Genomic DNA, 23,557 nt, shown 5'->3' on the forward strand with positions numbered 1-23,557 from the left:
CGCCGATCCCGACGGAGTATCCGATGAAGTTCCAGCTTACCCTCGCCGCTGTCCTGGCGGGTCTCGCCACCAGCGCGGTCGCCGCGCCGCCTTCTGGCGAACAGGTCTTCAAGCAGCGCTGCACGGTCTGCCATTCCGTTCAGCCGGCGCCCGGCAAGATGGGCCCGCCGCTGGCCGGCGTCGTCGGTCGGAAGGCTGGAACAGCGCCGGGCTACGCCTACAGCAACGCCATGAAGGCCTCGGGGATCACCTGGACGCCGGACCAGTTGGACGTCTTCGTCAAGGCTCCGGGCAAGACCGTGCCGGGCACCAAGATGCTGTTGGGCGCCCCCAATCCCGAGGAGCGGGCGGCGGTGATTCAGTATCTGGGAACGCTGAAGAAGTGATGTGGGATTGGACGGCGCGCTAGCGCGCCGTCAGCTCCTGAATCTCGATGTCCTTGAACTCGATCGGATGGCCTTCGCTCTGTAGCGCAATGTAGCCTTCGGTCACCCGCTGGGCGCCGCGGGCCAGGATGTAGGGCTTGGCGCCGTCGGCGACCGTATCGTCCGGGTCGAGGGTCAGGTCGGCGTAGCGGTGGACCATCACGCCGTTGATCCTTTCCAGCACCTCGCCATTTGGCCGAACTTCCAGCTCGGCCTTGACCCAAGTCCCGTTCGGAATCGTCGGGGCGTTGGCGGACGGCGTGCAGTGCTCCTTCACCTTCTGGCCATCGATCGTGATGGTGATCCCCGGCGTGCAGACCGCCGCCGTCGGACGCGGCGCGTCGCCGTCCTTGCCCAAGAGTTGGAACTCCACCGAGACCGGGAACGACTGGTTGACCGTCATGCTGTCGGGGCTCTGGGCATGGAACATGATCCCGCTGTTGCTGCGGGCCCAAGCGGGCGTGTCGGCGAGGCCGCCTTCGGTCAGGAACCGATAGGTGAACCGCAGGCGATAGGCCTTGAACGGGGCCTTGTAGAAGAGGTGGCCGAACTGGCCGTCCATCGTCTGGTAGCCGGCGTAGGAGACCCGGATCGCGCCGTCCTCCACGATGAAGGTCTGCTTGTAGTTCTCGCCGACTGGGTGCTTCGCGACCTTCGGTATCCAGCCGTCCAGGCTCTTGCCGTCGAAGAGGGACCGCCAGGGCCCGGCCTTCAGGTCCTGGGCCATGACGGGCGTGGCGGTCAGAATCAGGCCGAGCGCGATCGTCGCCAAGTAGGGGCGCCGCGCCGAAGCGGACGAGATGGTCATGATTGGCTTCTTCCTCCCAAACGCCCACTTTTCACGATCGAATGTCGAGCTTTCTTGCAATGTAACCCATTTCATGGAAGCCTCCAGACAAGAATGATGGGTTCCATCCAGGGTTGGCGTCGCGTTGCGTAAGCATGCCGGCGTGGTCTGGCGAGCGGACCGCAAAGGGAGCGAACATGGCCAACCTGAACGGTCGAGCGCGGCGTAAGAACACCTACGACGCCATCGTGGTGGGCAGCGGGATCACCGGCGGCATCGCCGCCAAGGAACTCACGGAAAAGGGCCTCAAGGTTCTGGTGCTCGAGCGCGGACGCATGGTCCGTCACCTTGAGGACTATCCGACGGCCACCCTGGATCCCTGGCAGACCAAGTACCCTCAGGGTCAGTTGCCGCCCGACGAGCTAGCGGCTCGTTATCCGGTGCAGCGCCGCACCGGCTACACGATGACGGAGTACAGCCAACACTTCTTCGTCCGCGACGACACCAATCCCTATACCGAGACGAACCGGTTCGACTGGATCCGGGGCTATCACGTCGGCGGCCGCTCGCTGACCTGGGGGCGGCAGAGCTATCGCCATAGCCCGATCGACTTCGAAGCCAACGCCCGTGAGGGCATCGGCGTGGACTGGCCGATCCGCTACGAGGACCTCGCGCCCTGGTACGACCACGTCGAGCGGTTCATCGGCGTCTCTGGCCAGGCCGAGGGCCTGCCGCAGCTTCCGGATGGCGTCTACCAGCCGCCGATGGAGATGAATTGCGTCGAAAAGGCCTTCAAGGCCAAGTCGGAGGCGCGCTTCCCGGAGCGTCGGATCACCATGGGCCGCACGGCCCACCTGACCGACCCGACCGAGGAGCAGTTGAGCCTTGGCCGCACGAAGTGCCAGTACCGCAACATGTGTATTCGGGGCTGTCCGTTCGGGGGCTACTACAGCTCCAATTCCGGCGGGCTGGTCGCGGCCGAGCGCACCGGCAACCTCGTGATCCGGCCGAATTCGATCGTCACCGAGCTGATCTATGACGAGAAGGCTGGGAAGGCCAGCGGCGTGCGGATCCTGGACGCGGTCACCCGCAAGGACGAGGAGTTCCACGCCGACGTTATCTTCCTGTGCGCATCGGCCCTGAACTCCGCCTGGCTGATGATGAACTCCGCCAGTTCGCGGTTCCCCAACGGGTTTGGCAATGGCAGCGACCAACTGGGCCGCAACGTCATGGACCACCACCTGGGCGTCGGGGCCAGCGGCGAGGCGACCGATTTCGCCGACATGTACTATTCCGGCCGGAGGCCCAACGGGATCTATGTGCCGCGCTTCCGCAATCTCGGCGACGCCGCGACCAAGCGTTCCGATTACCTGCGCGGTTTCGGCTACCAGGGCGGCGCCTCGCGGCCTGGGTGGGAACGCGACTTGAGGCGCCCCGGACGCGGCTTCGGCGCGGAGCGCAAGGCCGCGCTCAGCCAGCCGGGGCCCTGGAGCATGGGCCTGGGCGGCTTCGGTGAGATCCTTCCCTATGAGGATAATCGGGTCACTCTGAACCGCGACGTGAAGGACGAGTTCGGCCTGCCGACCCTGACCATGGACGTGACCATGCGTGAGAACGAGTTGGCCATGCGCAAGGACATGCAGAACGCCGCGGCCGAGATGCTGGAGGCGGCGGGCTTCAAGAACGTGCGTGGTTACGACAACGGCTTCGCGCCGGGGCTGGGCATCCACGAGATGGGCACCGCGCGCATGGGGCGCGATCCGAATACCTCGGTGCTCAACGCCCACAACCAGGTCCACGAGTGCAAGAACGTCTATGTGACGGACGGCGCGGCCATGACTTCGGCCTCGTGCGTGAATCCATCCCTGACCTACATGGCGCTGACGGCGCGGGCGGCCGATCACGCCGTCAAGGCTCGCAAGCGGGGAGATCTGTGATGCTGCACCGACGCGACGCTCTCAAGGGCTTGGCGCTGGTCGCCGGCGCCGCGGCCACCGGATGGGCCGGACGCGCGGCGGCCGCCGCGCCTGTCCTGGACTGGACGCCCACAGCGCTGACCGCGGATCAGGCTCGTTTGGTCGATGTGGTGGCCGAGTTGATCATTCCCGCCACCGATACGCCTGGCGCGCGCCAGGCCGGCGTGCCGAGGTTCATCGACCGCGCCCTGGCGAACTACTGCGACAAGACCCAGAAGGAGCTGTTGATCGGCGGCCTGACCCGGATGGACGCCGACGCACGCGCCTCGCACGGGGACGTCTTCGTGGCGCTCAAGCCCGAGCAGCAGGCCGCGATGCTCACCGCCTATGACCAGGAAGCGGCGGTCGCCAAGGGCCAGAACCCCGGCCAGCCGCATTTCTTCGCGGCCTTGGAGGACTGGGTGACGATCGGCTACTTCACGTCCGAACCGGGCGCGACCATGGCCTTGAAGTACGACCCGGTGCCGGGGGAATATCACGGCTGTGTTCCGCTGGCCGAGATCGGGCGGGCCTGGGCGACCCGCTAGCGGTCTCTTCAGAACCGAAACTGCACGAAGAGCACGGCCAGATTGACCGGACCGCCGCCCAGCGCGCGGATGGCGGGACCGGCGTTCTGACGCGCCAGTTGTCCCTGGAGCTTGAAGTCGCGATTCACTTGCCACGACGCGTCTAGTTGCATGGCGCCGCCGATGTCCTTGGACCCGCCGGCCCGCGCGGCGGCCAGCGGGACCAGCGGCTGCAGGTAGATCGCGTCGGCGGCCGTCAAGAGGTGATGGACGGTATAGCTCGCTTCCAGACTGATCGTCTTGCGCGGCGCGACGCCGACGCTCGCGCGGGCCGCCGCCAGATTGCCCCAGCTAAAAAGGCCTGTTTCGTTGAAATAGGCTCCTTTCGGGAACATCGGGTTGAAGGTTCCCAGCCGTTGGTCCGTCGGGTCCTTGTCGCCTGACCCGGCGTCGAGCCGCAGGCCCAAGCGCGGCCTCCAAGGCTGGTCCAGCGTATAGCCACCGCCCGCCGAGGCCGCGAAGGCGCGTATGCGACGTCCGGCGAAGCGGCCGCCTTGCACGACCGCCTCGAGCTCGTAATCGATCGCGCCCTCGGTCCCGGAGAGCCGAGCGCCCAGGCTTGCGCGGCGTTCGTCGCCGGTGGCCGCTCCGAAGCGGACGGCGTCGCGCTCCAGCCCCAGGGCATAGAGGTCTAGGCTCTGGCGGGGCGAAAGTCGTGTCGAGGCGTAGACGCCGTAGAACCGCTGGTCGCGGTTGCGGGTGTCGTCGAAAGCCCCAGGCGAGACGACAACGGGCTGCAGATAGAAGGCATCCAGCTTGAGCGCGCCAGCCTCGCGCGTGATCCGCGCGCCGTCGAAGCTCTGGCGGAGGTTCGGCGCCTCGCGCACGGCGACGAAACGCTGGGTGGGGTTTAGCTGCAGTTCCTGGCGACCCAGGCGCAGACGCCAGCCAGACGCGGGCGTGACATCGACGAACAGCACCTGGGTATCGACACCGTCGCGGTCGGTGGCGGAAGGTTTGTCGCGCTTACCGTGGTCCCGATGCAGGCCAAGTTCGCCATAGACGCGGACGGTTTCGCTCAGATGCAGGTCGCCGCTGAGCAGCAGACGGCTCAGGGCGAAAGTGTCCGCCCGCGCGCCGCCGAGGCCGTATCTGGGGGCGTCGATGGCGTCCGCCCGCAGGCGAGCCTCGCCGCCGAAGCCAAGATAGGCGTCGCCGCCCAGCGGAATATAGCGAAGCGCGTCGAGCCCGCGCCGATCCTCCACGCCGCGAAGGTATCCGTAATCCTCGTCGGACCGCACCGGCTTGAAGGCGGGCGGCTCGGCGATCGGACCGGCCAAGGCCGCGGCGAGAAGCGCGGCGACGGGGCTCATTGGCGGGGGCTCATGGCATGAAGCGCGGCCAGCGTGGCCACGGCGACCACGGCCAGGAGCAGGCTCCACGCCCCGGCGATCAGGACGCCCGCCGCGCCGCCGACGGCGCCGAGCGCGAAAGCCGCCACCGGCGGCCAGGTCTTCACCAGGCGCGCTCTCAGAGCTTGGTCCGGGCGGCCTCGCGCGGTCACCAGGTCCACGATATCGATGGCCATCTGGGTCACGTTCCCGGTCATCATGGTGGTCGGCGCGAGATGCCCGAAGACGACCCGGGCCCCGACGTTCTGCACCGCCATCGCCGCGACGCCCGCCAGGCCCGCCAGCATGACCTCCGGCCGATCGGCGGCGGCCGCCGGCGTGGCCGCGACCGTCAGCAGGGCGAAAGCCGTCAGCAACAGCGCCTGCAGGCCCAGCACGAGCGCCTCGCAGGCAAGACCGCGAGCCTTGCGCGATCGAACGAAGGCGTAGGCCAGGGAGGCGACCACGACAAAGGTGGGTAATGCCAGGAGCTTTGTGGCGAGGCCGCCGGAGTCTCCGGCGAGCGCCACGCCCAGCATGACCAGATTGCCGGTGGCGTGCGCGACGAACAGACCAAACAGCAGGACGAAGCCAACCACATCGACGTAGCCGCCGACAAAGGCCATGCCCATGCCGGTCGCGATATTGAGCCGATTGCCGCTCATCCGACGCGCTCCTTCTCGACAAGGATCGCGGCGAGCATGAAGCCGCCGATCAGGCCGATGTGTTCCAGGAAAGTGTTCAGGGCGTGGAAGCGCTCCGTGGGATCGACGACGGTCCAGTAGGGATGAGCGATCAGCGTCGCCAAGGCGGTGAACACGCCCAGCGCCCCGGCGGCGAGCCAGCCTATGCGACCGAGGATCAGGGCCAGCGAGCCGCCCAGTTGAACGGCGATCGTGGCGGCGACCACCAGGCCGGCGGGCTTGAGACCAAGGCCCGAAGCCTCCGCAAGCGCGCCCTTGAGGTTTGTGAGCTTGGCGATCCCGCTCCACCAATAGGGCAGAGTCAGGACCGCGCGGGCGAAGACGCCGAACGCCGGCGACCGCAGCAAGGCGGCGATAGGAACGGGAGGCGTCATCTCACACCGCCCAGCAGCCGCAGCCCATGGCGCCCCAGAAGGAACGCGCGTCGGACGTGGGCGCCTCTCGGGCGTAGGCCGCCGCGTGGTCGTGGCCGTGGACGTTGCAGCTACTGGCGCAGCCGCAGGCCGAGGCCAGGGCGCGGGCGTGGCCACGCGAGCGGTCCTGATAGCCGCCGAAGGTGCGCACCGGCGACCAGTCGGGCATGGGCGGCGGCAGCACCGGCGCCAGCTTGGTGAAGTCGCCTTCGCCGTGGACCACCTTGCCGCCCAGCAGGGTCAGCACCGACGACAGGTGCGGAATCTCGTCCTCGGGGACGGTCAGGTAGTCGTCGCTGAGCACGGCCAGGTCGGCAAGCTGGCCGACGGCGATTTGGCCCTTCTTGCCTTCCTCGTTCGAGAACCAGGTGTTGGCGCTGGTCCACAGGCGCAGGGCCTCCTCGCGGTCGACGCGGTTGGCCGGCGGATAAAGGCGCGTGCCGCCGACCGTCTTGCCGCTCACCAGCCAGTTCAGCGAAACCCAAGGGTTATAGCTGGCCACGCGGGTGGCGTCGGTGCCGGCGCCCACGGGGATCCCGGCTTTCAGCATCTTGCCGATCGGGGGCGTGGCTTCGGCGGCCTTGGCCCCGTAGCGCTCCATGAAGTACTCACCCTGGTAGGCCATGCGGTGCTGCACGGCGATGCCGCCGCCCAGGGCCGCGATCCGGTCGATGTTGCGGTCGCTGATCGTTTCGGCGTGGTCGAAGAACCAGTGCAGGCCGTCGAACGGCATGTCGCGGTTGACCTTCTCGTAGACGTCGAGCGCTCGGCTGATTGTCTCGTCGTAGGTGGCGTGCAGCCGCCAGGGCCAGCGGTTCTCCACCAGGTGACGGATCACCGGCTCGAGATCGCTTTCCATGTTCGGCGGCATCTCGGGTCGCTCGACGCGGAAGTCCTCGAAGTCGGCGGCGCTGTAGACCAGCATCTCGCCCGCGCCATTGTGGCGGTACTTATCGTCGCCCTGACCAGGCTTGACCTGCTTGGACCAGCTCTGGAAGTCGGAGAGCTCGGCCTTGGGCTTCTGGGTGAACAGGTTGTAGCTGATCCGCAGGGTCAGCTGGTCGTCCATGTGCAGCTTCTCGATGATCTCGTAGTCATCGGGATAGTTCTGGAAGCCGCCGCCGGCGTCGATCACGCCGGTCACGCCCAGGCGGTTCATCTCGCGCATGAAGTGGCGGGTCGAGTTCAACTGGTACTCGGGCGGAAGCTTCGGGCCCTTGGCCAGGGTGGCGTAGAGGATCGTGGCGTTCGGCTGGGCCAGCAGAAGGCCCGTGGGCTCGCCGGAGGCGTCGCGCTGGATCTCGCCGCCCGGCGGATTGGGCGTGTCCTTGGTGTAGCCGACGGCGCGCAGGGCGGCGCGGTTGAGCAGGGCGCGGTCATAGAGGTGGAGAATGAACACCGGCGTCTCGGGCGCGGCGGCGTTGATCTCGTCCAGGGTCGGCAGACGCTTTTCGACGAACTGGTGCTCGGTGAAGCCGCCGACCACGCGCACCCACTGGGGCGGCGGGGTGTTGACGGCCTGCTTCTTCAGCATCGCCATGGCGTCGGCCAGGGTCGGCACGCCGTCCCAGCGCAGCTCCATGTTGTAGTTCAGCCCGCCGCGGATGATGTGCATGTGGCTGTCGATCAGGCCGGGGATCACCCGGCGGCCCTTCAGGTCGATCGCTGTCGGGCTGGTCCCGGCGGCGGCGCGGACCTCTCGCTCCTCGCCCACGGCGGCGAACTTGCCGTCGCGGATCAGGGCGGCGTCGGCGCGCGGGTTGGAGCGGTCGAGCGTGGTGAACTTGCCATTGACGAGCAGTAGGTCGGCTTGGGCGGACATGGGGCCGGGCCTCCGGGGATCAGAGAAAAGGGGATTGGGAAGGAGCGCCGCGCCCAAGGCCAGCGCTCGGCGGCGGCTCAGCGTCGTCATGCCGATTCCTCGGGCGTCTTGGCGTCGATCTCGGCGACGGCTTGTGGACCGAGCACTTGGCCCGCGCACTCTGGCGTCTTCAGGTAGGCGGTGACTGGCGCCTTGGTCAGCAGGCGCTTGGCGATCGGCGCGGCCTGCTCGCCCAGTAGCATGCCCAGCAGGCCCAGCAGCGCGATCGCCGGCGGGGCGGGAGAGCGCACGCCCATCAAGGAATAGAGGACGCCCACCAAGAGACCGGCGCCGAGGGATAGCAGATAGGGTTTCATGACGACGCTCCGAGATGGGCGGGCGAGGCGGTGAAGCCTCGCCCTAGGAAGGTCAGTGGCCTTCCGACGCGCCGAACATCGTCTTGGCATAGGTGATGCCCAGGCCGTATCCGCCGCCGAACTTCTTGGCGACGCCGGTCGTCATGTCGTAGGTCTCGCCGCGGGCCCAATCGCGTTGCAGCTCGAGCAGATATTGCAGCGAGGTCATCGGCTGGGCGCCGGCTTGCACCATGCGCGTCACCGCGCGCTCGTGCGCTTCGGTCGAGACGTCACCGCAGGCGTCGGTGATCACGAAGACCTCGAAGCCTTGATCCAGGGCCGACAGGGCCGGGCCGACGATGCAGACCGAGGTCCAGAGGCCGGCCAGCACGATCCGTGACTTGCCGATGGCGTTGACCTCGGCGATGACCGGGGCGTCTTCCCAGGTGTTCATCGAGGTGCGGTCCAGCAGGCGCTTGCCCGGGAACGGGTCGGTGACTTCCGAGAACATCGGGCCCGAGAAGCTCTTCTCGGCGACGGTCGTGAGAATGGTCGAGACGCCGAAGCCGGCGGCGCTGCTGGCCACCAGGGCCGCGTTGGTGCGCAGCAGGCTGGCGTCGATCGACTTGGTGGCGAAGGCCATCTGCGACTGGAAGTCGATCATGATCAAGGTGTGATCGGTCGGGGTGAGAAGGCGGGCGCCCGGGACGGCCTTGGCTTGCGGGGTCATGGTCTTTGGTCCTTTGAAAATCGGCGGACCGTGCCCCGGGCCGCCATGTCGATGCCTGATGAGGGGACTGTGCCGGCGCTTGAGCGGCTCATAAATGGAAATGAATGAAACTCATCATTTCCAATATCTGCCCCTTACGCCCTTGAGGCCCGCGCGCCCGGCGCGAGCCTCAAGCCGGCCGAAGAGGACGCCCTCGGGCGCTCGAACGGTGACAAGCGCCAGCACGAGCCAAGGCCCGCCGTCACGTGCGTGGTCGTGGTCTATCGGCTGGGTTTGGCCTGCCTGGCACATGGAGGCGATCCCAAGTCTCTAGGCCTTGAAGAAGGCCAACAGGTCGGCGTTGATGACGTCCGCGTGAGTGGTCGCCATGCCGTGCGGGAAGCCGGGATAGGTGATCAGCTTGCCGTGCTTGAGCAGCTTGATCGCCAGGCGAGCGCTGTCGTCGATCGGCACGACCTGGTCGTCCTCGCCGTGCAGCACCAGCACCGGCACGTCGATCTTCTTCAGATCCTCGGTGAAGTCGGTTTCCGAGAACGCCTTCACGCAGTCATAGAGCGGCTTGACGCCGGCCTGCATGCCCTGACGCCACCAGTTGTCGATGACGCCTTCCGAGACCTTCGCGCCCGGACGGTTGAAGCCGTAGAACGGGCCGGCGGCGACGTCTCGGAAGAACTGGGCGCGGTTGAAGGCGGTGCCATCGCGGAAGCCGTCGAAGACCTCCATCGGCAGGCCGCCGGGGTTGGCTGCGGTCTTCAGCATGATGGGCGTCACGGCGCCGACCAAAACCGCCTTGCCCACGCGGCCCGGTTTGGCGCGCGCGACGTAGTGGGCGACTTCGCCGCCGCCGGTCGAGTGGCCGACGTGGAAGGCGTTCTTGAGGTCCAGGTGATCGGTCAGGGCCGCGACGTCGGCCGCGTAGGTGTCCATCTCGTTGCCGCTGTCGGTCTGGGTCGAGCGACCGTGACCCCGGCGGTCATGGGCGATGACGCGATAGCCCTTCAGCAGGAAGAACATCATCTGGTTGTCCCAGTCGTCGGCCGACAGGGGCCAACCATGGTGGAACACGATGGGCTGGGCGGTCTTGGGACCCCAATCCTTGTAGTAGATCTGCACGCCGTCCTTGGTCGTGACGTAGCCGCTGCTCATGTCGTGGGTTCCTTTGCCTTGGGTTGAGGAGGCGGGCTTCGCCAGCGCCAGGGAGGTGGAGGGCAGGGCCACCAGGGCGGCCGCGCCGGCGGCCAGGACGCGGCGCCGGGTGGCGCCCGCTTCGTTTTGGTCTTGATCAGTCATCTTGGAGTCCCCCGGAGTAGGTTCAGGCCTGGATGGAGAAAGCCGCGCGAGCAGGGGGCAGACGACACGGAAGGGCGCCGGTGGTCTTGTCATTATCGGTCGTGAATTGTGGCCGACCGCCCCACGTCCTCGTGGTCGCGGGGATCTCACGCGGGCTAAACGGGTGACACCAAGAGGCGCCGGACCTTCGCCAGAAGGGCCCGCCGGATTCCGCCGCCACCCAAAGGGTGGGCTTGGCCTAGCCTCGGCCGATTGAAACCTTTGAACGCCAGCGCTTGGGCAAGGCGCTTGAGATACGAATCACGCGGCGCGAGCGCTCCAGGCGAGTGGGTTGGCCTCGGCGCGTCGGACTGTGTTTGGTATAGTCCAAAAGGCGATGCGCGTTTGATTGATCCACGCCCATGAAAAACCAGAAGGACCAAGGCGACACTTGTCGGCCAAGGCCCGTCACGCGCGGTACTTCTAGCGAAAATTCCCTTTGGATTAACGCTACTGCCTCCCGGAACAAATTTTCCGGCGTCGGCGCGCGCTGTCACGCGGCTGTCGTCGCAGCCTGCTTAAAGCCTCTGGTCCATACCAGTTTTGGGGCAGGGGATTCTCATGCTGAAGTTGCATTCCGTTCGGACCTGGCGGCCGAACCTTAAGAGCTGTCTGTTGTGCACGGTCGCGGTGCTCGCGGCGGACGCCAGCGCCACGGCCGCTTTCGCGCGCCAGGCCGCGGAAAGCTCGACCGCTAGCGAAACCGTCGATGCGATCGTCGTCACGGGCTTCCGCAAGTCGCTCGCCGACGCCCGCGCCATCAAGCGCGAATCGGTGATCCAGAAAGACGCGATCGTCGCCGAGGACATGGCGAAGTTCCCGGAACTGAACCTCGCTGAATCGCTGCAGCGCTTGCCTGGCGTGCAAATCACCCGCGAGGCCGGCGAAGGTCGTCGCATCTCGCTTCGTGGCCTGGGTCCGGATTTCGCCCGCGTGCAGCTGAACGGCATGGAAGTGCTGGGCAACGTCGACTCCGCCCAGGACAGCCGCGGCCAACGTTCGCGCGACCGCGCCTTCGACTTCAACATCTTCGCCTCGGAGCTGTTCTCGCGCGTGGAAGTCGAAAAGACCTTCCAGGCGGCCCAGAACGAAGGCGGCATGGCCGGCACCGTCGGCCTCTTCACGGGCAAGCCGTTCGACTACGCGACGGGCGGCAAGGGCGCCGTGTCCGTCAAGCTGGGCACTAACCAATATACCAAGGACACGCAGCCCCGCATCGCGGCGTTGTTCAGCCAGAACTGGGACAACAAGTTTGGCGTCGCCGTCTCGGTCGCCTACAGCAAGCGCGAAACCACCGAGCAGGGCCACAACACCTATAACTACGACAAGCTCAGCGCAGCGGACATGCAGAAGCTGGTCACCAACGGCGTGGACATCTCCCGTCTGACCACCGCGCAGCAGGCCAAGTTCCTGTCCGGCGACCTGTATATCGCGGACGGCAACCGCATCTCGTCCTGGAACTCGAAGGCCGAACGCCTGGGTCTGACGGGCGCCGTGCAATGGCGGCCCGTGGACAATCTGCTGCTGACGCTCGACGTGCTGCACGGCGAGTTCAAGACCCACCGCAACGAATATCACCTGGCCACGCGCCCGCTGGGGTCTGGCACGAAGTCCTTCGCGTTCGACACCCCCGCGGGCGGGGTCTGGCCGTCGCAGTTCCAGAAGGGCTCGGTGATCAACAACCTGGCGTGGGACAGCAGCAACTACGTCACCATGACCGATGTGACGGGCACGACCTTCGGCAGCGAACATCGCCGGTCGTTTAACAAGAACCACTTCAACCAAGTCGCGCTGACCGGCAAGTGGGACCTGTCCGATCGCCTGACGATCGATGGTCACGTCGGCTACGAGAAGTCGACCTACAAGACCCCGTATGACGACAAGCTCTATATGCGCGCCAAGGGCAACATGATCGCCAACTACGGCGCGGACGGCCGCTCGGCGACGTTCTCCTATCCGAACTTCAACGCCACCGACCCGGCCAACTACGCGCTGGATTCCTTCTACTACCGCGGCTTCAACAACCAGTCGGAACTGAAGGAAGGCGTGCTGAACGCCAAGTACGAGCTGAACGACGTGTGGACCCTGCGCGCCGGCGTGGCCTATCACAAGTTCACGCAAGGCGGCCGCGATCTGTTCTATGACGACAACGTCAACGGGACCCGGTCCAAGATGCGCGGCAAGTCGGTCGCCGACGTCACCAGCGTGTTCACCAACGAGTTTGGCTCGTGGCTGGTCGGCGACTACGAAAAGACCTTCGCCAAGTACAACGAGTACCACCGGTTCGGCCCCAACAAGGACGGCACGGGCGGCGCGCTCCAAGACATCGAGAACGTCTACGAGACCTCGGAAGAGACCGTGTCCGAATACGTTCAGGCGGACTGGGACAGCCAGCTGATGGGCAAGCGGTTCCGCGGCAATATCGGCCTGCGCGGCTATGAGACCGACACGCACGGCACCGGCTGGATCCAGGGCGACAACTACGCCTACCTGGGCACCTCGGACGTGAAGGGCAGCTATTCGGGCGTTCTGCCGGCCCTCAACACCGTCATCGAGCTGACGCCCGAGGTCCAGGTGCGCTTCGCGGCCACCCAGAACCTGAACCGCCCGAGCCTCGGCTCGATGGCGGCCAAGGGCAGCGCGTTCCAAGCCGACAGCGGCGATATCACGGCCTCGCGCGGCAATCCCAACCTAAAGCCCTTCAAGGACACCACGCTGGACGTGGCGGCGGAGTACTACTTCGGCCAGGACGGGATGATCTCGGCGAGCGTATTCCACAAGAGCATCAAGAACTTCATCGGCACCCAAACGCTCGAAAACGTCCCGTTCAGCCAGACGGGCGTGCCCTACACCACGATCCCGGGCGCCACGGCCAACTCGATCGTCAAAGAGTTCGAGATGCCGATCAACGTCGCCGGCACCAAGCAGCTGACCGGCGTCGAGCTGGCCGCGCAGGGCCAGTTCTCGTTCTTGCCGGCGCCGTTCGACAAGCTGGGCGCGGTCGTGAACTACACCTATGTGGACGCCGACGAGGCGCTCACCGGGATCTCCAACACCAGCTACAACGCCACGCTCTACTACGAGACCGACAACTGGGGTCTGCGGGGCTCGATGAGCCATCGCAACAAGTGGTTCACGGGTCACAATGACAACCCGATGAGCGCCAGCACGCGCGGGTTCCAGGGATCCACCTATGTGGACGCCTCGGCCTTCTACAACGTCTCGAGCGCGCTCCAGCTCACGCTGAACGCGATCAACCTGACGAACCAGAAGGACACCCAGTTCTGGGGCCAGAACGAATATCTCTACAACCAGACCCAGAGCGGAACGACCTACATGGTTGGCCTCCGCTACAAGTTCTAAGACGACGAAAACCTCTTGATATCGCGCCCCGACCCGCGTTTCCGGCGGGGAGGGGCGCTCCTCTTTCTTGCGTGGGCTCCAACGTGATTGTCTCCCATCGCCACCGCTTCATCTTCGCCGCCGTGCCCAAGACCGGCACGCACGCGGTCAGGCAGGCCCTGCGCGAGCAAATGGGTGACGAGGACGTCGAGCAGGTTGGCCTGTTCGTCAACAAGCGCTTCCCATGGGCGGACCTTGCGGCGATCCAACACGGCCATTTGTCGCTACGCCAGGTGCGGCCCTATCTCGGCGAGGATGCCTTCGCGGCCTATCTCAAGTTCGCCTTCGTACGAAATCCCTTCGATCGCTTCGTGTCGTACTGCGCTTTCATGCTGCGCGGCGGCGACGTCTTCCAGCGCCAGCCCCGCGAGGCGATGCGCCACTTCCTGTTCGTCGATCCGCCCGAAGGGCACATCCTGTTCCAGCCGCAGGCCTGGCTGCTCGTCGATGACGACGGCAAGACCCTACTGGCCGACCAGGTGGGACGCGTCGAGGACATGCAGAGCTCCTACGACGCCATCTGCGCGCGGATCGGCATTGCCCCGCGCCCGCTGGACCGGGTCAACGGCACCCGTCATGAGGACTATCGCGCCTATTACGACCGCGAGCTGATCGACGGCGTGACCGCGCGTTACGCCCAGGACCTGGAGCTGTTCGGCTACGACTTCGAGGACGCGCGATGAACGTGGCCCGACGCGAGCTGGCGGCCAATCCGCGCAAGACAAGGTCGGTGCGCCGGCTCGGCTCGGTTGACGTCGCCGCCTTGCTGTCCGCCGTCTTGGCGATACCCGAGGATGTCTGGGCCGCGGAAAACGCCGCCAAGCCCAACAAGTTCGAGGTGCTCGACGCGACCCGACACATCGTCTTCCGCTTCGTCGATAGTCCCCTCGACTGGCGCGGCTCGCATGACCGTCCGGCGTGGGCGGCCTGGCGCCGCCAACTTGAACCGGTGTTGGCCCAGGCTGTTTGTGACTACGGCTATGCGCGCGGTGTCTTTCCCCGAGTGATGCTGGCGAGGATGCCGGCCGGCGGGGTCATCCACCCGCACATCGACGCCAATCCGGCCGCCAAGTGGCCTCACAAGATCCATGTGCCGCTGACGACCAATCCCGGCGTGGTGTCGTTCTTCGGCGGCGCCGAGCATCACTTTCCGGTGGGAGAAGCGGTCGAGGTCGACAACCTCGGTCCCCACTGGGTGCGCAATGACGGCGACACCGACCGTATCCACCTGATCTTCGAATACTACGACGCCGATCAGCCGGATCCGCGATGGCTCGCGCCGTTGCCTAGCGTGACGTCGTGAACAGCGCCGAGGCGCTGGAAGACCGCGAAGTCCGCCTGCGGCGGGCGAGGGCGTTGCGCGAGCAGCGACGCGTATCTGAAGCGCTGGCTCTGCTGGACGGTTCGCGGTCCGAGCATCCGCGTTTCAGCCGCCTACACCAGGAGCGAGCTCAATGCCTGATCGCCCTGGGCGACGGCCCGGCGGCGATGGCGGCCCTGCGGGAGGCGGTGGCGCTGAACCCGGCGCTCCCGGCGTGCTGGGACATGCTTGAGCAGCTTCACCGACTGCGCGGCGAGATCGCCGAGGCCGATGTCGCGGCCCGGCGCCTCGCGGCCCTGAAGCAACTTCCCCAAGCGGTCGTGGTGGCGCAAAGCCTGCTGGCGGACGGCGACCTGGAGCCCGCCGAAGAGGCGCTGCGCGACCATTTGCGCGAGGCCGGCGATAGCGTCGGCGCCTTGCGCCTGCTGGCGCGGATCCGCCTGGAGCGCGGAGCGCTGGATGACGCCGAAGCCCTGCTGGCGGCGATCCTCTCTCAGGCTCCCGACTACGACGAGGCGCGCTTCGACTACGCCATGGTGCTGTTGCGGGCGCAGAAGCACCGGGCCGCGCGCGTGGAAGCCGAGCGGCTGCTAGCCGATGCGCCCGACAATCGCGAGCTCTTGAAGCTCTACGGAGCCGCGTGCCTGGGTCTTGACGATTTCGAGCCGGTAATCGACCTCTATCAACGCCTGCTGGCGGGCCCTTGCGCGTCGGCGGACGAGATCGCCGATCTTCGACTGTGGCGGGCCAACGCCCTGAAGGCCATGGGGCTCGCCACCGAGGCGATCAACGACTACCGCGCGGCCCTGTCCGCTCGGCCAGACCACGGCGTCGCTTGGTTCAGCCTGGCCAATCTGAAGACCCATCGCTTCACCGACGAGGACATCGTCCGCATGCGCGCCGCAGAAGCCGCGCCGGCGCTTCAGGACATGGACCGCGTCTATCTCCGCTTCGCCCTCGGAAAGGCGCTGGAGGATCAAGGCGATTACGCGGCGTCGTGGAGCTTCTACGCGCGGGGAAACGCCCTGCGACGCGCCTCCAGTCGCTATCGGCTGGACGTCGCCGAGCGTTGCGCCGAGCGGCTGAAGGAGGTCCTGACCGCGGAGGCCTTCGCGCGACGCGCCGGCTGGGGCGTCGATGACCCCGCGCCAATCTTCATCGTCGGACTACCACGCTCGGGCTCGACCCTGATCGAGCAGATTCTGGCCTCCCATTCCCAAGTGGAGGGGACACACGAACTGACCGAGATCGGCCGCTACGCTGGCGAGCTGTGCGGCCTTGATCCGGATTGCGGTCTGCCCGCGGACCCCGCGGCCCTCCTGAACCTAAGCGCCTCCCAGGCGGTGGCGCTCGGGGAGCGCTTCCTAGACGAAACGCTGGCCTATCGGCGTCTGGGTCGGCCGTTCTTCATCGACAAAATGCCCAACAACTTCTGGCATGTCGGGCTGATCCACCTGATCCTGCCGCGCGCGACGATCATCGACGTTCGGCGCGAGCCGATGGCCTGCGGCTTCAGCAACTTCAAGCAGCTGTTCGGGACGACGAACCAGGAATTCACCTACGATCTCGACGACATCGCCGGCCACTATCGGATCTATCTCGATCTGATGCGCCACTGGGACGCCGTGCTGCCGGGGCGGGTGCTCAAGGTTCAATACGAGGACGTGGTCGATGACCTGGAGAGCGCCACGCGCCGCATGCTCGATCATTGTGGTCTACCTTTTGAGACGTCCTGCCTGCGCTTCCACGAGACCCGGCGCGGCATCCGCACGCCCAGTTCCGAGCAGGTGCGCCAACCCATCGGGCGCGAGGGCTTGGAGCAGTGGAAGCATTACGCGCGGTGGCTTGGCGCCATGCGCGCGGCGCTCGGCGACGCGGTGACGGAGACGGATTGATCGATGCGTCTGTCGCGACCTTTCTTCCAGTTGCCCTTGCTGTTCGACGTCGCGCGTCTTCAGGCCGAGGTCGCGGCGCTGCCGACCGAGGCCTGGGTCGCTCATCCAGACCAAGTGCCGGGCAACAGCGCCGTTCGGCTGATCACTTCCGGCGGCGGCGAGAACGACGGCGTCCAGGGGCGCATGGCGCCGACGCCTTGGCTGGAGGCCATGCCCTACCTGAAGCAGGTGCTGGCGGGCTTCGGCGTTGTCTGGAGCCGCTCGCGTCTGATGCGCTTGGCGCCCGGCGCGGGCGTGCCCGAGCACGCCGACATCAACTACCATTGGCACACGCGCGTGCGGCTGCACATTCCGGTGTTCACCTGGCCGGAGGTGCGTTTCCACTGCGACGGCGAGGCGGTGCACATGGGCGAGGGGGAAGCGTGGGTCTTCGACAACTGGCGTCGCCATCATGTCGAGAACAACGCCAGCCAGGCGCGAATTCATCTGGTCGCCGACACCACCGGGACCGCCGCCTTCTGGCGATTTGTCCACGCGCCCGCGTCGCCGCGCGGCCAATGGCGCGAGGTCGGCTGGGATCCGACCGCCAATCATCCGCTGCTGACCGAGATCAACCAGCGCTCGCCCATCATGCCCGCCGCCGAGGTGCAGTGGCTACTCGACGACTTGAAGGCCGAACTCGCGCTCGCCGTCGACACTCCAGAGACACGTCAGCGCGCTGGGCGTTTCATTCAGCTCCTGGATGGCTTCGCGCTCGACTGGCGACAGCTCTGCGCCTTGCACGGCTTGGACGGCGCGGCGGCCGAGGAGTTCCTGCGTCTGGGCATGGCCGTGCGCGCCTCGGCGACGCCGCTGGCCGAGGGACTGGTTATGCGGACGAACGGCGCTAGCGCGCTCTTGGTGTTGGAGAAGCGGGTGCTGGGGCATCTGGTCGCCGAAGACGCGGCGTGGTGAGGGAAGATTTGTCTTGAAGCAGGGTTTCGATCTCGCCGTCGTGGGCGCTGGAATTGTTGGCCTAGCCCACGCCTTGGCCGCCGCGCGGCTGGGCAAGCGCGTCGTCGTGGTCGACCGAGACGCCCAGGCCAACGGCGCCTCGGTGCGCAACTTCGGCTTCGTGACCGTCACCGGTCAGGAGCGGGGCGCGGTCTGGAGCCACGCGCGCCGTTCGGCCGAGGTCTGGCGCGAGATCGCCGACGCCGCGGGGATCGAGGTCCTTCAGCGCGGCCTGACCATGATCGCTCGCCGACCCGAGGCCAGGACGGTGCTCGAAGCCTTCCTCGAAACCGAGATGGCCGACGGCTGCGCCTGGCGCGACGGCGGCGATCTTGGCGACCGCCTTCCGACGCGAGGACGGGTTCTGGGCGGCCTGACGAGCAGCGTCGATCTTCGGGTGGAGTCGCGCACCGCGATCCCGCGCCTGGCGGCCTGGCTCGAGGCCGCGTGGGGCGTCACGTTCCTGCGCGGCGTGGCGGTGCGCGGCGTCGAGACGGGGCGTCTGGAGACGTCAGCTGGCCTCATCGAGGCCGACGCCATCGTCATCTGCCCCGGCGACGATCTGGTCACTCTGTTTCCAGACGCCTTCGCCCGCGCGAGCGTCACGCGCTGCAAGCTGCAGATGCTGCGCCTGGCCGATCCGGGCTGGCGCCTGCCGGCGCCGGTCATGTCCGACCTCGGTCTGGTCCGCTATCTCGGCTACGCGGCCCTGCCGGAGGCGCGAGCCCTGCGCGCCCGCCTCGAAGCCGAGCAGCCAGCGCATCTGGAGCATGGCGTTCACCTGATCGTAGTCCAGAGCGCCGACGGCTCGCTGGTCGTCGGCGATAGCCACCACTACGCGCGAACCCCCGATCCGTTCGCCCGCGACGACGTCGACGCCCTGATCCTGGACGAGTTCGCCCAGGTCTTCGGCCAATCGGCGCCGCCCGTGCTGGAGCGCTGGACGGGCACCTATGCTTCGGCCGCCGGTCATAGCCTGGTCGAGACGCCGATGCCGAGCGTTCGGCTTGTCGTGGTGACGGGCGGCACCGGCGCCTCGACCGCCTTTGGCCTGGCCGAAACCGTGATCACGGGAGTCTTCGCATGAGCCCCATCCAGGCCGTCATTTTCGATTGGGCCGGCACGATGATCGATTTTGGATGCCGCGCGCCGGTCCTGGCCTTGCGGGAGGTCTTCGCCGAGGCGGGCGTGGAGATCGACGAGGTCGAGGCGCGCGCCGACATGGGCCGCGCCAAGCGCGACCACATCCGCGCTCTGCTGGCCATGCCCCGCGTCGCGGACGCCTGGCGGGCGCGCCACGGCCGATCCAGCGACGAGACCGATGTCGATCGCCTGCATGACGCCGTGGAGCCGAAGATGCGCGCGGCCGCGAAGGACTGCTCGGCTCTGATCCCGGGCGCGGCGAGCTTGGTCGCCGACCTGCGCGCGCGCGGCGTGAAGATCGGCTCGACCACGGGCTATACGCGTCCAATGATGGCGGACATCCTGCCGCTCGCGGCGGACCAGGGCTACGCGCCCGAGGTCGTGGTCTGCGCCGGCGAAACGACCGAGGGCCGCCCTTCGCCGCTGATGATGTGGAAGGCTCTGACCGAGCTCGGCGCCTGGCCGGCGCGGGCCTGCGTCAAGGTCGATGACGCCGTGGTCGGGATCGCCGAAGGGCTAGAGGTCGGCGCGTGGACCATCGGCCTTTCCGCGTCTGGCAACGGCGTGGGTCTCGGCCAGGAAGCGCTGGCCAGCCTGGCGCCCGGCGATCGGGCCGCGCGCATCGCGACCTCTGCCAAGGCGTTGCGAGACGCGGGCGCGCACTATGTCGTCGACACCATCGGCGAGCTGGGCCCGGCGCTGGCCGAGATCGAGGCGCGGATCGCGCGGGGCGAGCGGCCGGTCTAGAGCTTGCCGGCCTCGGCGATCAGGCCGCGCAGAAGATCACCGTAAGTTTCGAAGGCCGCGACCTCGGCCTCCAGATCCTTTCCCGCTTCGTCGTAGCTCCGCAGCTTCCGCGCCGCTCCGGCATGCGGATCGGCCAGGAAGATCTTGATCTCGTCCGGAGACATGGGGCCGCCTTGCAACGCCAGGCTCTGCCGCGAGGCGTGGCTGAGGCGGCTGGCATAGGCGGGATCGACGGCGACGCGATAGCGCTTGGCCGCCACGTGCAGCCGGATGGGCTCGGTCACCTCAAGGGGAAAGCCGCGGGCCAGGTAACCGGCGCCGATCTGTTCGTGCCGGGTGTCGATGCCCCGATCAGCCGCGTCCTCGCCGATCTTCTGCATAAGGTGGCCAATGTCGTGCAACAAGGCGGCGGCGACCAGGGCGGGAGAGGCTCCGTCCAGGTTGGCGTGATGCGCCGCCCGCAGGGCGTGCTCCATCTGGGTGACGTCTTCGCCGTAGTGCAGGTCGCCCAAGCGCGTGAACAGATCGGTGATCTCGGCCTGGAAGGCGTCGGCCGCGGAACTGGAGGTCATGCTGTATCCGTACTGTGTTTAGGGCTCAAAGGCGCATGCGCCCGATGCCGGGATCGGTGCGGCTGGCGCGGCCGGTTTCCAGGTGGCCGGCCAGGCGCTGGACGAACGTCGGGTCGTCCGCGTGGGTCAAGGTGAGATCATACCAGTTGTCGCTGCCGCGGAGGTCCCAGACGGTCTGCACGGCGCGGTCGGCCTTCAGGGCAATGGTCTGCCGGGCCTCGCCATCCGACAACGGATAGGCCTCGTCCATCTGGGCGATCACGGCGCCGGCCTGGGTGCTTTTGAGCGTCACGACTAGCCGGGAGCGCGCGTCGGGCAGGACCTTGATCATGGGCTGGGGTCGCGAGGCGTCACCCGCGAAGCGGCGATAGAAGCCGTTCGGGCCGTGGACGGTCAGGTCATAGGGACCCGCCGTCCGATCCGGGCGGTTCCAATGGCCGGCGGCATAGGCCTGGCCGGCCGCCAAGGTGAAGCGCCAGGGGCCATCGCGGTCGGTGTTGTCGAACACTTGGAACACCGCGCCCGCGCGCCCAGCGTTGACCAGATCGATCCAGACCTTGCCGTCCTTCACGCGGAGATCGGCCGACAGCAGGTAGGGCAGGGCGCGCGCGCCGCGTTGCGGGCCTTCCTGGGCCGAGGGGGTCTGTATGGCGGGAATGCTCAGGCTCGGCGCGGCCTTGGAACGCGCCACGCGCCGCATGTAGTCCGCGGTCGCCGGCAGGGTCAGGGCCGACCAATCCTGGTTGGGCGCGGCGAAATCGAAGGCCGAGGTGAGGTCGCCGCAGACGGTCCGGCGCCAGTCGCTGATGTTCTCCTCGCGCACGCCGAAGCGGCGTTCCAGGAACCTCAGGGTCGATGTGTGGTCGAACACCTCCGAGCAGACAAAGCCGCCCCGCGTCCAGGGCGAGACGATGATGGCCGGCACGCGGATGCCCAGGCCCAGCGGATGGGCGCCCTTATTCTCGACGTCGGCCTGGCCGTAGTCCTTGCTCTCGCCGGCGACCGAGACCGAGCTCCAGCCCTGTTCGGGCTTCAGCGGCGGCATTGGCGGCTGCATGTGGTCGTAGAAGCCGCCGGCCTCGTCGTAATTGACGATGAAGACGGTCTTGGCGAACACCTCTGGGTGATCGACCAGCGCCTTGATCAGTTCGGCGCAGACATGCTCGCCCTTCGAGGGTTCGGCCTGGGGGTGCTCGGAGAGGTCGGCGGCGGTGACGATCCACGAGACCTGAGGCAGGCGATCGGCGGCCACGTCGGCGCGGAAGGCCTCGACCAGTTGTTCGCCGTCCGAACGGGTGCGGTCGGCGCCGGTCTTGTGCTCGGAGACCCATGACCGCCCCCGCTGGTAGAGCGGCGAGTCCTTGGGGCATGGCCGGAACGGCTTGAATACCGACAGGATGTTGTCACCGAAGTTGTCGTACTCTTGATAGACCTTCCAGCTGATCCCGGCCGCCTGCAGGCGCTCGGCGTAGGTCGTCCAGTCGTACGGCCCCTTGGCCATGGCCTTATCGGTGGCCATGTCGGCGCTGGGCGTCTCGTCCTCGCCGTAGTTGGTCATCTCAGGATCGCCGCCGAACTTTCCGCCGCCGTTGCAGCCCGTCCAGAGGTGCAGGCGGTTCGGGTAGGTCTGGGTCAGGGTCGAGCAGTGGTACGCGTCGCAAATCGTGAAGGCGGTGGCGAGGGCGTGGTAAAACTGTAGGTCCGAGGCCTTGTAGTAGACCATCCGCTTGTGCAGCTCGCCCGAATGACCCCACTGGTCATAGCGACCGCCGTTGACGATGGTGGTCGCTCCCTGATGGCCCTGCTCGGAGCCGTCGACCGTATAGGCGTTGGTGGCCGAGGCGTCGCCGTGGAACGGCGCGACGAAACCGTCGGGATGCTCGCGACTGGGCTGGCGCCAGACCGACGCGCCGCCGGGCAGCCCCTGAGGACGAGGGTCGCCGAAGCCGCGCACGCCATTCAGGGTCCCGAAATAGTGATCGAAGGCGCGGTTTTCCTGCATGAAGATCACGACGTGCTCGACGTCCATGATCGTGCCGGTCTGGTGACGCGCGGGGATCGTCAGGGCTCGCGCGATGGTCGCGGGCAGCAGGCCAGAGGCGGCGCCGGCCGCGGCGGCGCGCAGGAACGAGCGTCGATCGGTGGCCATGATCTTCTCCAGTGGCGTATTTTGGTATAGACCAGATTGGCGCGAAGGTTTGATGACATCTTGGGCCGCGGGCGTCGAACGTCGATCGCCTTCCTTGACCCAGGGGAGGGCCACTCCCATCCTGACGACCGGCGGGATTCGACCGCCAGCCCAGGTCGTTCAATGCAACAGCCCGAAAGTCTTCAGTATATCGGCGTGCGTGACGACATCGCCGCTCGTATCACGGCCGGCGAGTTCAAGCCCGGCGAACGGCTTCCCTCGGAACGTCAGCTGCAGATCGGGGGCGGGGTGGCGCGCGGGACGGTGCGCGAGGCGCTCTTCCAGCTCGAGGCCGAGGGGATCATTTACCGGAAGGACCGCAGCGGCTGGTACGTCTCGCCGCCGCCGGTCGTCTACGACCCCACCCGATGGGAGGGGTTCATGTCCTATGTCGAAGCGCAGGGAAGGCGGCCGGAAACGGAGACGTTGAGCAAGGTCGAGATTACTTGCGACGGCGTGCTGTCTCAAATCTTCTCGCGTCCGGTCGGCGCCCCGCTTTACTGGATTCGCCGGCGTCGCTCGATCGATGGCCGCGCCGTTCTGATCGAGAGCATCATCGTCGACGGCGCCCGCGCGCCAGGCCTTATCGAGCACGATCTGAACGGTTCCCTGACCAGCGTGCTGAAGTCCGTCTACGGCATAGGCGTCGCGCGCAACAAGGTCGACATGCGACCTTGCGCGCTCACGCGCGACGAGGCCGAGGCGTTGCGCGTGAAGTCGGGCCTGCCGGGGCTAAGCCTCTTCCGCACTTGTTACGACGCCCAGGGTAACGTGGTCGAATTCGACCGTGAATATTGGCGTCACGACGCCCTGACGGTCAGCGTGGACATCCGCGTCCGGTAGCGACCTCGGCGTCATCGAGTCGACATGTAGGTGGT

At 67.0% G+C, this 23,557-nt stretch carries 21 protein-coding genes; 11 read left to right on the forward strand and 10 right to left on the reverse strand.

The window, feature by feature from the left end:
• Positions 1-23: 23 nt before the first annotated feature.
• Positions 24-386 carry a c-type cytochrome gene (locus tag J2728_RS09290; protein WP_309998552.1) on the forward strand — a complete coding sequence of 121 codons (363 nt, stop codon included), beginning with the start codon at positions 24-26 and terminating at the stop codon, positions 384-386.
• Positions 387-405: 19 nt separating this feature from the next.
• Here the strand turns inward: J2728_RS09290 and J2728_RS09295 are convergent, their stop codons facing one another.
• Positions 406-1,233, reverse strand: a complete 828-nt coding sequence (locus tag J2728_RS09295; protein WP_404979725.1) for a 3-keto-disaccharide hydrolase — start codon at positions 1,231-1,233, stop codon at positions 406-408.
• A 176-nt stretch (positions 1,234-1,409) separates the two neighbouring features.
• Between J2728_RS09295 and J2728_RS09300 the strand changes: the two genes are divergently transcribed.
• Both J2728_RS09300 and J2728_RS09305 read left to right on the forward strand, forming a co-directional pair.
• Positions 1,410-3,149 (forward strand): GMC oxidoreductase, encoded by a 1,740-nt coding sequence (locus J2728_RS09300; protein ID WP_309998556.1) that lies wholly within the window; start codon positions 1,410-1,412, stop codon positions 3,147-3,149.
• Complete coding sequence (locus J2728_RS09305; RefSeq protein ID WP_309998558.1) at positions 3,149-3,715, forward strand: gluconate 2-dehydrogenase subunit 3 family protein; 567 nt, start codon at positions 3,149-3,151, stop codon at positions 3,713-3,715. Before J2728_RS09300 ends, J2728_RS09305 begins: the two co-directional genes overlap by 1 nt.
• An 8-nt stretch (positions 3,716-3,723) precedes the next feature.
• Here J2728_RS09305 and J2728_RS09310 read toward each other — a convergent pair whose 3' ends face one another.
• The 7 genes from J2728_RS09310 to J2728_RS09340 all read right to left on the reverse strand — a co-directional run bounded on the left by J2728_RS09310 (position 3,724) and on the right by J2728_RS09340 (position 10,235).
• A complete protein-coding gene (locus J2728_RS09310; RefSeq protein WP_309998559.1) occupies positions 3,724-5,067 on the reverse strand; it encodes an alginate export family protein in 1,344 nt (447 codons plus the stop codon).
• Positions 5,064-5,750: a YoaK family protein gene (locus J2728_RS09315; RefSeq protein WP_309998560.1), complete on the reverse strand. Its 687-nt coding sequence runs from the start codon at positions 5,748-5,750 to the stop codon at positions 5,064-5,066. Before J2728_RS09315 ends, J2728_RS09310 begins: the two co-directional genes overlap by 4 nt.
• On the reverse strand, positions 5,747-6,163 hold the full coding sequence (locus J2728_RS09320; protein ID WP_309998561.1) for a DoxX family protein: 417 nt from the start codon (positions 6,161-6,163) through the stop codon (positions 5,747-5,749). The genes J2728_RS09315 and J2728_RS09320 overlap by 4 nt, the downstream gene beginning before the upstream one ends.
• A 1-nt stretch (position 6,164) precedes the next feature.
• The gene (locus tag J2728_RS09325; RefSeq protein WP_309998563.1) at positions 6,165-8,024 is read right to left on the reverse strand and encodes an amidohydrolase; all 1,860 of its coding nucleotides are present in this window, start codon (positions 8,022-8,024) and stop codon (positions 6,165-6,167) included.
• A gap of 86 nt (positions 8,025-8,110) precedes the next feature.
• Complete coding sequence (locus J2728_RS09330; RefSeq protein ID WP_309998566.1) at positions 8,111-8,380, reverse strand: DUF1427 family protein; 270 nt, start codon at positions 8,378-8,380, stop codon at positions 8,111-8,113.
• A 52-nt stretch (positions 8,381-8,432) separates the two neighbouring features.
• Positions 8,433-9,089 (reverse strand): hydrolase, encoded by a 657-nt coding sequence (locus tag J2728_RS09335; protein ID WP_309998567.1) that lies wholly within the window; start codon positions 9,087-9,089, stop codon positions 8,433-8,435.
• A gap of 309 nt (positions 9,090-9,398) precedes the next feature.
• Positions 9,399-10,235: an alpha/beta fold hydrolase gene (locus J2728_RS09340; RefSeq protein ID WP_309999442.1), complete on the reverse strand. Its 837-nt coding sequence runs from the start codon at positions 10,233-10,235 to the stop codon at positions 9,399-9,401.
• A gap of 744 nt (positions 10,236-10,979) precedes the next feature.
• On the opposite strand from J2728_RS09340, the gene J2728_RS09345 reads away from it, so the two are divergent.
• From J2728_RS09345 to phnX, 7 genes are all read left to right on the forward strand, one after another.
• The gene (locus J2728_RS09345; protein ID WP_309998568.1) at positions 10,980-13,781 is read left to right on the forward strand and encodes a TonB-dependent receptor; all 2,802 of its coding nucleotides are present in this window, start codon (positions 10,980-10,982) and stop codon (positions 13,779-13,781) included.
• Between the two features lie 83 nt (positions 13,782-13,864).
• Positions 13,865-14,503: a sulfotransferase family 2 domain-containing protein gene (locus J2728_RS09350; RefSeq protein WP_309998569.1), complete on the forward strand. Its 639-nt coding sequence runs from the start codon at positions 13,865-13,867 to the stop codon at positions 14,501-14,503.
• A complete protein-coding gene (locus J2728_RS09355) occupies positions 14,500-15,123 on the forward strand; it encodes an aspartyl/asparaginyl beta-hydroxylase domain-containing protein (RefSeq protein ID WP_309998570.1) in 624 nt (207 codons plus the stop codon). The genes J2728_RS09350 and J2728_RS09355 overlap by 4 nt, the downstream gene beginning before the upstream one ends.
• Positions 15,120-17,036 (forward strand): sulfotransferase, encoded by a 1,917-nt coding sequence (locus tag J2728_RS09360; RefSeq protein WP_309998571.1) that lies wholly within the window; start codon positions 15,120-15,122, stop codon positions 17,034-17,036. The genes J2728_RS09355 and J2728_RS09360 overlap by 4 nt, the downstream gene beginning before the upstream one ends.
• Before the next feature lie 3 nt (positions 17,037-17,039).
• Positions 17,040-17,990, forward strand: a complete 951-nt coding sequence (locus J2728_RS09365) for an aspartyl/asparaginyl beta-hydroxylase domain-containing protein (protein ID WP_309998572.1) — start codon at positions 17,040-17,042, stop codon at positions 17,988-17,990.
• A 13-nt stretch (positions 17,991-18,003) separates the two neighbouring features.
• Positions 18,004-19,116: a TIGR03364 family FAD-dependent oxidoreductase gene (locus tag J2728_RS09370; RefSeq protein WP_309998573.1), complete on the forward strand. Its 1,113-nt coding sequence runs from the start codon at positions 18,004-18,006 to the stop codon at positions 19,114-19,116.
• Positions 19,113-19,919 carry a phosphonoacetaldehyde hydrolase gene (phnX, locus tag J2728_RS09375; protein ID WP_309998575.1) on the forward strand — a complete coding sequence of 269 codons (807 nt, stop codon included), beginning with the start codon at positions 19,113-19,115 and terminating at the stop codon, positions 19,917-19,919. The genes J2728_RS09370 and phnX overlap by 4 nt, the downstream gene beginning before the upstream one ends.
• On the opposite strand, the gene J2728_RS09380 is transcribed toward phnX, so the two are convergent.
• Both J2728_RS09380 and J2728_RS09385 read right to left on the reverse strand, forming a co-directional pair.
• Positions 19,916-20,491 carry an HD domain-containing protein gene (locus tag J2728_RS09380; protein WP_309998576.1) on the reverse strand — a complete coding sequence of 192 codons (576 nt, stop codon included), beginning with the start codon at positions 20,489-20,491 and terminating at the stop codon, positions 19,916-19,918. The two genes, phnX and J2728_RS09380, sit on opposite strands and share 4 nt — an antisense overlap.
• 25 nt (positions 20,492-20,516) lie before the next feature.
• On the reverse strand, positions 20,517-22,640 hold the full coding sequence (locus J2728_RS09385) for a phosphocholine-specific phospholipase C (protein ID WP_309998578.1): 2,124 nt from the start codon (positions 22,638-22,640) through the stop codon (positions 20,517-20,519).
• Positions 22,641-22,802: 162 nt separating this feature from the next.
• Here J2728_RS09385 and J2728_RS09390 point away from each other — a divergent pair, with 162 nt between their 5' ends.
• The gene (locus J2728_RS09390; protein WP_309998579.1) at positions 22,803-23,522 is read left to right on the forward strand and encodes a UTRA domain-containing protein; all 720 of its coding nucleotides are present in this window, start codon (positions 22,803-22,805) and stop codon (positions 23,520-23,522) included.
• Positions 23,523-23,557: the final 35 nt, after the last annotated feature.

Source organism: Caulobacter segnis (assembly GCF_031454995.1).
Taxonomy (GTDB): domain Bacteria; phylum Pseudomonadota; class Alphaproteobacteria; order Caulobacterales; family Caulobacteraceae; genus Caulobacter; species Caulobacter segnis_E.

Bases quoted from the DNA above. Each gene is read 5' to 3' on its own strand.
- J2728_RS09290 (WP_309998552.1), top strand. From the start codon at position 24: ATGAAGTTCCAGCTTACCCTCGCCGCTGTCCTGGCGGGTCTCGCCACC.
- J2728_RS09295 (WP_404979725.1), bottom strand. From the start codon at position 1,233: ATGACCATCTCGTCCGCTTCGGCGCGGCGCCCCTACTTGGCGACGATC.
- J2728_RS09300 (WP_309998556.1), top strand. From the start codon at position 1,410: ATGGCCAACCTGAACGGTCGAGCGCGGCGTAAGAACACCTACGACGCC.
- J2728_RS09305 (WP_309998558.1), top strand. From the start codon at position 3,149: ATGCTGCACCGACGCGACGCTCTCAAGGGCTTGGCGCTGGTCGCCGGC.
- J2728_RS09310 (WP_309998559.1), bottom strand. From the start codon at position 5,067: ATGAGCCCCGTCGCCGCGCTTCTCGCCGCGGCCTTGGCCGGTCCGATC.
- J2728_RS09315 (WP_309998560.1), bottom strand. From the start codon at position 5,750: ATGAGCGGCAATCGGCTCAATATCGCGACCGGCATGGGCATGGCCTTT.
- J2728_RS09320 (WP_309998561.1), bottom strand. From the start codon at position 6,163: ATGACGCCTCCCGTTCCTATCGCCGCCTTGCTGCGGTCGCCGGCGTTC.
- J2728_RS09325 (WP_309998563.1), bottom strand. From the start codon at position 8,024: ATGTCCGCCCAAGCCGACCTACTGCTCGTCAATGGCAAGTTCACCACG.
- J2728_RS09330 (WP_309998566.1), bottom strand. From the start codon at position 8,380: ATGAAACCCTATCTGCTATCCCTCGGCGCCGGTCTCTTGGTGGGCGTC.
- J2728_RS09335 (WP_309998567.1), bottom strand. From the start codon at position 9,089: ATGACCCCGCAAGCCAAGGCCGTCCCGGGCGCCCGCCTTCTCACCCCG.
- J2728_RS09340 (WP_309999442.1), bottom strand. From the start codon at position 10,235: ATGAGCAGCGGCTACGTCACGACCAAGGACGGCGTGCAGATCTACTAC.
- J2728_RS09345 (WP_309998568.1), top strand. From the start codon at position 10,980: ATGCTGAAGTTGCATTCCGTTCGGACCTGGCGGCCGAACCTTAAGAGC.
- J2728_RS09355 (WP_309998570.1), top strand. From the start codon at position 14,500: ATGAACGTGGCCCGACGCGAGCTGGCGGCCAATCCGCGCAAGACAAGG.
- J2728_RS09365 (WP_309998572.1), top strand. From the start codon at position 17,040: ATGCGTCTGTCGCGACCTTTCTTCCAGTTGCCCTTGCTGTTCGACGTC.
- phnX (WP_309998575.1), top strand. From the start codon at position 19,113: ATGAGCCCCATCCAGGCCGTCATTTTCGATTGGGCCGGCACGATGATC.
- J2728_RS09380 (WP_309998576.1), bottom strand. From the start codon at position 20,491: ATGACCTCCAGTTCCGCGGCCGACGCCTTCCAGGCCGAGATCACCGAT.
- J2728_RS09385 (WP_309998578.1), bottom strand. From the start codon at position 22,640: ATGGCCACCGATCGACGCTCGTTCCTGCGCGCCGCCGCGGCCGGCGCC.
- J2728_RS09390 (WP_309998579.1), top strand. From the start codon at position 22,803: ATGCAACAGCCCGAAAGTCTTCAGTATATCGGCGTGCGTGACGACATC.